The sequence below is a fragment of the Marinobacter sp. UBA2498 genome, from assembly GCF_002341575.1.
GTDB lineage: Bacteria > Pseudomonadota > Gammaproteobacteria > Pseudomonadales > Oleiphilaceae > Marinobacter > Marinobacter manganoxydans.
On the sequence record NZ_DDOI01000063.1, the window covers coordinates 65,870 to 73,103 of the forward strand.

9 protein-coding genes are annotated in these 7,234 nt (G+C 58.6%); all 9 read right to left on the reverse strand.

Annotated features, from left to right (window positions below):
• Positions 1–890: ammonium transporter (locus B2W52_RS08310; RefSeq protein WP_286802430.1), on the reverse strand; the 890-nt coding region annotated here is incomplete at its 3' end.
• 222 nt (positions 891–1,112) lie between these two features.
• Positions 1,113–2,036 (reverse strand): flagellar motor protein MotB, encoded by a 924-nt coding sequence (locus tag B2W52_RS08315; protein ID WP_008177152.1) that lies wholly within the window; start codon positions 2,034–2,036, stop codon positions 1,113–1,115.
• Positions 2,037–2,038: 2 nt separating this feature from the next.
• Positions 2,039–2,809 (reverse strand): flagellar motor protein PomA, encoded by a 771-nt coding sequence (gene pomA / locus B2W52_RS08320; RefSeq protein WP_092031238.1) that lies wholly within the window; start codon positions 2,807–2,809, stop codon positions 2,039–2,041.
• Positions 2,810–2,874: 65 nt separating this feature from the next.
• On the reverse strand, positions 2,875–3,297 hold the full coding sequence (locus B2W52_RS08325; RefSeq protein ID WP_008177156.1) for a YkvA family protein: 423 nt from the start codon (positions 3,295–3,297) through the stop codon (positions 2,875–2,877).
• A gap of 78 nt (positions 3,298–3,375) precedes the next feature.
• Positions 3,376–3,633 (reverse strand): TIGR03643 family protein, encoded by a 258-nt coding sequence (locus tag B2W52_RS08330; RefSeq protein ID WP_053113745.1) that lies wholly within the window; start codon positions 3,631–3,633, stop codon positions 3,376–3,378.
• Positions 3,634–3,703: 70 nt separating this feature from the next.
• On the reverse strand, positions 3,704–4,297 hold the full coding sequence (locus B2W52_RS08335; RefSeq protein WP_273069063.1) for a tRNA-uridine aminocarboxypropyltransferase: 594 nt from the start codon (positions 4,295–4,297) through the stop codon (positions 3,704–3,706).
• A 6-nt stretch (positions 4,298–4,303) separates the two neighbouring features.
• Positions 4,304–5,965, reverse strand: coding sequence for a phytoene desaturase family protein (locus B2W52_RS08340; protein ID WP_062783164.1), 1,662 nt, complete (start codon positions 5,963–5,965; stop codon positions 4,304–4,306).
• The gene (locus B2W52_RS08345) at positions 5,956–6,462 is read right to left on the reverse strand and encodes a DUF6231 family protein (RefSeq protein WP_286802432.1); all 507 of its coding nucleotides are present in this window, start codon (positions 6,460–6,462) and stop codon (positions 5,956–5,958) included. The genes B2W52_RS08340 and B2W52_RS08345 overlap by 10 nt, the downstream gene beginning before the upstream one ends.
• 16 nt (positions 6,463–6,478) lie before the next feature.
• Positions 6,479–7,234: DASH family cryptochrome (locus B2W52_RS08350; RefSeq protein ID WP_286802434.1), on the reverse strand; the 756-nt coding region annotated here is incomplete at its 5' end.

The following is a 7,234-nucleotide window of genomic DNA, read 5'->3' on the forward strand; positions in this document are numbered from 1 at the left end:
ACGAAGATGGCGCCTGCTACGCCGCCAGTCACGAGAGCGCCTACCGGATGCATCAGGTCAGAGCCGGCACATACCGCCACCAGTCCCGCTAGCGGGCCGTTGTGGATAAAGCCCGGGTCCTTGCGGCCCAGCAGCATGGAGACGAGGATGCCGCCGACCATGGCCATCAGGCTGTTCACGGCCACCAGGCCGCTGATGCCGTCCAGGGTCTGGGCCGACATGACGTTGAAGCCAAACCAGCCGACGGTCAGAATCCAGGCGCCCAGGGCGAGGAAGGGGATGTTGGAGGGGGCAAAGGCCACCACCTTGCCGTTGCGGTAGCGCCCATTTCGTGCACCCAGAACCAGTACGGCCGCCAGGGCGATCCAGCCGCCCACCGCGTGCACTACAACGGAGCCGGCAAAGTCGTGGAAGGATGCACCAAACTGGTTCTCCAGCCAGCCCTGGAAACCATAGTTGCCGTTCCAGATCAGCCCCTCAAAGAAGGGATAGATAAAGGCGACAATCAGGCCTGAGGCAATCAGCATCGGGTAGAACTTGGCGCGTTCGGCAATACCGCCGGACACGATGGCGGGAATGGCCGCGGCGAACGTCATCAGGAAGAAAAACTTCACCAGATCATAGCCGTTGGCAGCAGTGAGCTCGGCGGCGCCGCTCATGAAATGGCTGCCGTAGGCGATGTAATAGCCGATAAAGAAGTAGGCCACGGCGGAGATGCCGAAGTCGGTCATGATCTTGACGAGGGCATTGACCTGGTTCTTGTGGCGAACCGTGCCCACTTCCAGGAAGGCAAAGCCGGCATGCATGGCCAGCACCATAATGGCGCCGATAAGGATGAACAGCGTGTTGGCGCTTTCGGTCAGGGTATGTACTGCACTCGTGATGTCCACGGGTTTTCGCTCCTGATGTTGTGTGTCCGGCCTCTATCGGACCGTTTACGTTGGCTTGCGCATTGTTGAGGTGCAGCTGAAGCAAGAGCTGTTCCAAAACAAGGCATATCAAGAGCTGAAGGGCAGTTGAGGGGGCTTTCAGAAATGTGAGGTACTATTTTCACTCTAATAATGCACTAATACTGTGCGTTTTAGCATTTAGCGCACCAAAATAGAGTGCGCTTACCAACTGATTTCGTTTGGTGTCGAGCTGTCGGATTCGGATTCGATCCCGAGGCTGGATTCGGCATCATCCGATTCGGACTGGATCAGTTCCCGAAGGCGTACTTCCTGTTCCTGCATCGGGCCGGAGAGATCAATGATGATTTCCACGCGCCGGTTCTTGGCGCGGTTTTCCGCAGAGGTGTTGGGTACCCGCGGCTCGGTATCCGCCAGTCCGGTGACGGACAGACGGGTGGGTTCCACCTGGTCCCGGGCAACCAGAACGTTGGCAACGGCGGCTGAACGGGCGGCGGAGAGGTCCCAGTTACTGTAAAAACGGTCGGTCCGGATAGGCACGTTGTCGGTGTGTCCCTCGATCGTCAGGTCACCGGGAATGCCTTCAATCACCTCTGCCATATCCAGCAGCAGGCCCTCGAATTCCCAGGTCAGCTGAGCCGAGCCCGAAGGGAAAGAACCTTTTTCCTCAACCCGAATCACGATTCGCCGCTGATCCTCACTCACATTGATGCGCCCATCGGCGATCGCCGGCTCCAGGACTTTCAGGATATCGTCCATGGTTTCCTGCATCTGTTCCTCCATGGCGGCTTCAACGGCCATGTCGGTGGGGCTCTTCAGGGTCTGGAGCTCCGGCGCTTCGTCCGTGGTGGTCTGTTTGACTTCGTTGACCACCGTGGGCTCGGGCGGCGCAGGGGAAAACTTGTCAAAAATGGGGCTGGTACCCTTCGGGATCTCCAGGGCCGGCACATCCCGCTGGACGCCAAAGGCTTTGGACAGCTCACCGGCAATCTGCTTGAACTTCTGGGCGTCGATCTCGGAAAAGGACAGCAGCAGAACAAAGAAGCACATCAGCAGGGACATGAGATCGGCGAAGGTGACAACCCACGCCGGAATCCCCGGCTTTTCCTCTTCTGGTAACTCGTCCATGGTTACGCGCCTTCTGCTTCGGCCACTTTTTCACGTTCTTTGGGTGGCAGGTAGCTTGAAAGCATCTGCTCAATGATACGGGGATTGGTCCCTTCCTGGATGGCAACCAGTGCATCAATGTACAGGGACTGCATGCGTGCTTCCTCGGTCATTCGCAGAGAAAGCTTGTCGGCTATCGGGGTTGCAAACATGGTTGCAATCATGGCGCCATAAAGCGTGGTCAGCAGGGCGACCGCCATGGCCGGGCCGATGGATTTGGGATCTTCCATGTTCGACAGCATCTGAACCAGACCAATCAGTGTGCCGATCATGCCCATCGCCGGCGCCACGTCCGCCATGGCCGTGAAGACCTTGGCGCCAGAGCGATTGTGGTCGAGAGTCATCAGACGCTCCTTGTTCAGAAGCTCCTTGATGGTTTTGCTGTCCTGTCCGTCCACCAGCATCTGAATGCCCTGGGACAAAAAAGGGCTGCTGATCTCCCTGCCTTCGAGGCCCAGCACGCCCTCTTTCCGGGCTACGTTGGCGATCTCCACCAACTCCTCAATGCTGGCCTGGGTTTCCGGCAGTTTGAATTTGAAGGCGCGGGCGGCCGCTTTGAAAGCCCCCAAAAATTGCGAAACGCTGAACTTGGCGAGCACGACGAACATGGTGCCGCCCACAACGATCAACAGCGAGGCCGGATTGATAAATACAGCAGGTGAAACACCGAGAATAACGGCAGACGCGATCAGCAGTGTAGCGCCGGCAAGACCGATGAGAGTGGCTAGATCCACGACAACTCCAGATTTGATTCAGGTATCCCAACAGCAGGGGCGGGAGAATACCGCCAGTTCAGAAATTAATCAATTCGCACTGGCCCTGTTTGAGATTCTTCCTGCTGCTCTTTCCAGGCAGCATAGCGGTGAATATCGGACTCCACCAGCTTCAGGCACAGCGCAACAACGCCGGCGTCGTCCACCAGACCGAATCCGAAAATCAGGTCGGGAATGACATCGAGGGGGTTCATCACGTAGATCAGCGCACCGGCCACCGCTGCGATCGTTTTCCACGGAACGCTCCGGTAATTGCCGTACCAGTAATCGCGGATCATCGAAAACATCAGCTTGATGTCGGCGCTGAAGCGAGACAGTTTGCCGCTTTCTTTCACTTTTTCTTCAATACTGCGCTGGCGGTCGAGCAGCGTTTCCAGATCCGCCCGATGCACCTTGCCCGCTTCGGCGTCCAGCTGTTTCCGGGCGTTTTTCTGGTTGAACAATGCCATCGAGAGGGTTCCTCACTTGCTTGATGCCTGAGTGCTCATGATCGCGCAGCTTCGCCGTCAATGCCAATGACAAGGCGTTTATCGGTGCTTGTACTGGGTTGGACAATAGCCGCGGTCTACACCCTCAGGTCGTAGCTGGCGATGTTTGGTGTTGCGCCCGGTTACCCGCTTGCGCCATAGCCGGAAGCTACCGGGTTTGAGCTCACGACGCATCAGGCGAATAACATCTTTTTCGCGAAGGCCATAGAGGGCTTCGATGGCCTCGAAGGGTGTGCGGTCCTCCCACGCCATCTCGATGATGCGGGAGAGGTCCGCCGGTCCAAACTGCTCTGACATGGGGTTTCTCTGTTTGACTAACGTGTTCCCAGAGTACGTTTGAGCTGGCCAGTCGTCTCACCCGGCTGGTTTATTGGTAGTGCCTGTGCAGCCGGGCCGGGATCTGGGCCAGCTGTTTGTCTACCAGTGTGCGCATTGCATGGGCGATTGGCCGGGTATCCAGCTCTGGCTCAAGCACATTGAGCAGATAGGCAACGGCCTCTGCCGTGGCCAGTCGGTGTTCTCCGGGCGCCTTTCGGATGGCGTAGGCAGAGGCTGGCGGATTGGCGAAATGGAAACGCGGTAACGCAGAGAGTGTAGGGTTCTGGTGAAGGATTTTGGCGGCCTTGCGCCAGGTGCCGTCCAGGATGATCCAGTGATCGAACTGGCGCACGTCTGAGGTTTCGAGCGCCTCACTGCCGGGCCCGGGAAACAGCAGGGCCGGTTGATGACTGCCGGCGACGGACTCAAACCCGGCCTGATGGAAATCGCGCGGCATTTCGCCCGTGAAGAGCCTGAGATTTGCGAGGCACCGGGTGAGGATGCGAACGGTACCCTTGGCATGGCCGACCTCGGTCGGGTGCTGCAGTATCGTCACCCCCGTGCGGTTTCGCACGGGGGCACACGCTTCGCAAACACAGATATTCGGATGCATGCCGCAATCGGCGCAAATCGGTCTGGGCAACCCCTGTTACCCCACGAAAATACGCTTCGCCAGACCGGCCCCGCGCCAGCCCTGAATGGCCAGGGTGCTGACCAGTCCACCGATCATTGCGCCCACGACACCGCAGGTGAGGATATCCTGGCCGGTAAGGTAGAGCCCGGGGATGTCGGTCTTGGGTTTCAGCCACTCCTGTTCGAAGCGCTCGGGGTTGTGGTCCAGGCCGTAGAGCTCGCCCCGGCCGTAACGGCAGAACCAGGCGGTGGAAAGCGGGGTTGAGGTTTCCACGTAATCCACTTTTCCGCGCAGCTGGGGCAGTTTCTCGTACATCACTTCCAGCAACTGGTCGGTGATTTTCTGCTTCAGGGCCTCATAGTCGTCGCCCCGCTTGCCCCAGATGGTGTCCTGCCAGGGCTCGAACATCTCCCAGGTCGTCGGGGCGACGATCTCGATGGTGGAGGTGCCAGGCCAGCGGTTCTGGTAATCCGGATCCTTGGCTGCCGGAAAGGAGATGTAGACCACCGGGAACTCGGTGTTGTCCGGGTCATCCAGAAACTGTTGCACGTTGCCATCGTGGTCCGCGCTGGGATAGATCCAGAAATTGGTCCGCGGCAGGCCCAGTGCCTCCGGTGTGCCCTTCAGGCCAATGTAGAGGCCGATGTGGGGCATGGAGGGAATGATGTGCTGGCGTTTGCTTTTGTAGCCGATCTTCTCAGCGGACTCGGCGGGCAGCAGTTTTTCGAAAGTGTTGATAACTCCGGCGTTGCTGATGACCAGCGGTGCCCGGATTTCCTCGCCATCGGCCATGCGAACGCCGGTTGCCCTGCCTTTCTCCACCAGGATGTCGGTGACGTCGGCGTAGGTAAAGACTTCACCGCCGGGCTGCTGGATAACAGGGATAATGGTTTTGGCAATTTCCGACGCGCCGCCGACTGGGTAAAAGCCACCGTAGAGGTAATGTTTGGCAATCAGCGCATGGACCATAAAGCTGGACTGCATCGGCGTGACGCCGCAGTCGCCCCACTGGCCGGTGATAGCGCCGATCAGTTCCTGATTGTCGGTGAGCTCGCTCAGCACCTCCCACGTGGTCTTGTTGAAACAGTCAGGCAGGGCGACATCCAGTCCTTTGTTGATAACCGGGCTCAATATGCCGGGGGCGAGCTTGGAGAGTGTGTACCACTGCATGCCGTCTGCCACCTTGCCCAGCAGCTTTACATACTGGTCGATGGCTTCTTGTTCATCGGGAAAGGCATCGAGCAGGGAGAGACGCAGCCCTTCCTTGCCGGCGCGCAGATTCACGACCTTTTCGCCCAGGAAGAAGCGGTCGTAGTTCTCGTCCATGGGGGCCCATTCCAGCTTGCCGTCGGTGATGTAATCGAACAGCCTGCGGCCCAGGGTGTGGGGAGAGCCCATGTCGCCGATGTAATGGACGCCTACGTCCCATTCGTAGCCGTTGCGAGCGTAACTGTGGGTGTAACCGCCGGCCGTGTAATGCTGCTCAAGCACGAGGACTTTCTTGCCCGCCTTGGCCAGGCAGGCTGCGGTGGTCAGGCCGCCGATGCCGGAGCCAATTACGATGGCGTCGTAGGGGCCTTTCAGGCGATTGGCCCGGTAACGGGTACCGATCCTGATCGTACTGGGCTTCAGTTTCTGAGACGACGGACTGTTCACTTCAGTGCTTTTTACCACCATGCCTTACCCCACATTTCCGGATTGGCCCAGTTCTCTGGATTGTTCCAGGCCCGTTTGTGGTTGTAAGTATCCAGATTGTAGGTGTACAGCGTGAGTGCGCCGTTATCATTTTCCAGTTCGGCATGGCGACGGAAGCCAAGGCCGATGAAATCAGTAAAGGCCCAGCCTGGCGCTTCGCCAACCAGCACCGCGATCTGATGGGTGCCATAGTTTCTTAGCTGGCCCAGCAGCAGGGCGCCTTCATCATGAGGCAGGTGCTCCAGGGTGCCGGTTATCAGCGCCAGGTCTGCAACCCGGTCGATGTGCAGCCTGGCGTTGGGGTCGATGGTGTCGAGAGTTCGAACATCGACGCCATCCTGGTGGTTCTGCCACATCCGCGATATTTCGGTTGCGAGGCTGCCGCAACTCACCAGGGTTGCCGGTGAGCTGGTTTCGATGATGCGGGCCAGTGTCTCCCGTGCTTCATCCGAGTTGCTGTTGTCCGTCATTTCCGCCATGGCGATTCGCCTTTTACTACAGGGGCCAGTCTGCCGCATCCACTGTGTGTAAGCCTACGGGCTGATCTGCATGCCCGCCCCAGCGGTCAATAAAGGTGCCGGTGGGATCGTACTGCTGCGTCTGTTTTTCGAGGTTGAACTGCCGCAGGCCTCTCGGGTCCGCCCCTACGCCAGCCAGGTACTGCCAGTTGCCGTAGTTGCTTCCTACATCATAGTCGATCAACTGCTCCTCAAACCATGCCGCTCCGTAGCGCCAGTCCAACCCGAGTTCGTTGATGAAGCAACTGGCGACCAGCTGTCTGGCCCGGTTGCTCATGTAACCGGTTTCCCGCAGCTGGTTCATTGCGGCGTTCACGATCGGATATTCGGTGTTGCCCTGGCACCAGGCCTTGAAACGATGGCCGTAGAAGGTGCCATGCCGACGTTTGCGCTGGACGCCGTCCCGGCGGAACAGGTTGGCGCCATGTTTCAGGGCGTACCAGTAGAAGTATTCGCGCCAGAGGAGCTCGAACCAGAGCCAGTAGGTGGATTCGTTTTTAGTCTCGCTGGCTTCGTATTCGGTGATGGTTTCTGCTACTTCCCGGACCGAGAGACAGCCGTTGGCCAGCCAGGGTGAGAACTTGGAGGAGGCATCCCAGGTGTCCAGGGCGTTCCGGGTTTCCTTGTAGCGGTCAATGCTGTGGTTGCCATAGATGAATTCCTGCAGCCGCGCCAGGCCGGCGGCTTCACCACCCATAAACTGTAACGGATGAACCGGTTCCGGTATCGGCGG

Excerpts from the sequence above, each read along its gene's own strand:
- B2W52_RS08315 (WP_008177152.1), bottom strand. The coding sequence starts at position 2,036 with ATGGACGAGTTACCAGAAGAGGAAAAGCCGGGGATTCCGGCGTGGGTT.
- B2W52_RS08325 (WP_008177156.1), bottom strand. The coding sequence starts at position 3,297 with ATGGCATTGTTCAACCAGAAAAACGCCCGGAAACAGCTGGACGCCGAA.
- B2W52_RS08330 (WP_053113745.1), bottom strand. The coding sequence starts at position 3,633 with ATGTCAGAGCAGTTTGGACCGGCGGACCTCTCCCGCATCATCGAGATG.
- B2W52_RS08340 (WP_062783164.1), bottom strand. The coding sequence starts at position 5,965 with ATGGTGGTAAAAAGCACTGAAGTGAACAGTCCGTCGTCTCAGAAACTG.
- B2W52_RS08345 (WP_286802432.1), bottom strand. The coding sequence starts at position 6,462 with ATGGCGGAAATGACGGACAACAGCAACTCGGATGAAGCACGGGAGACA.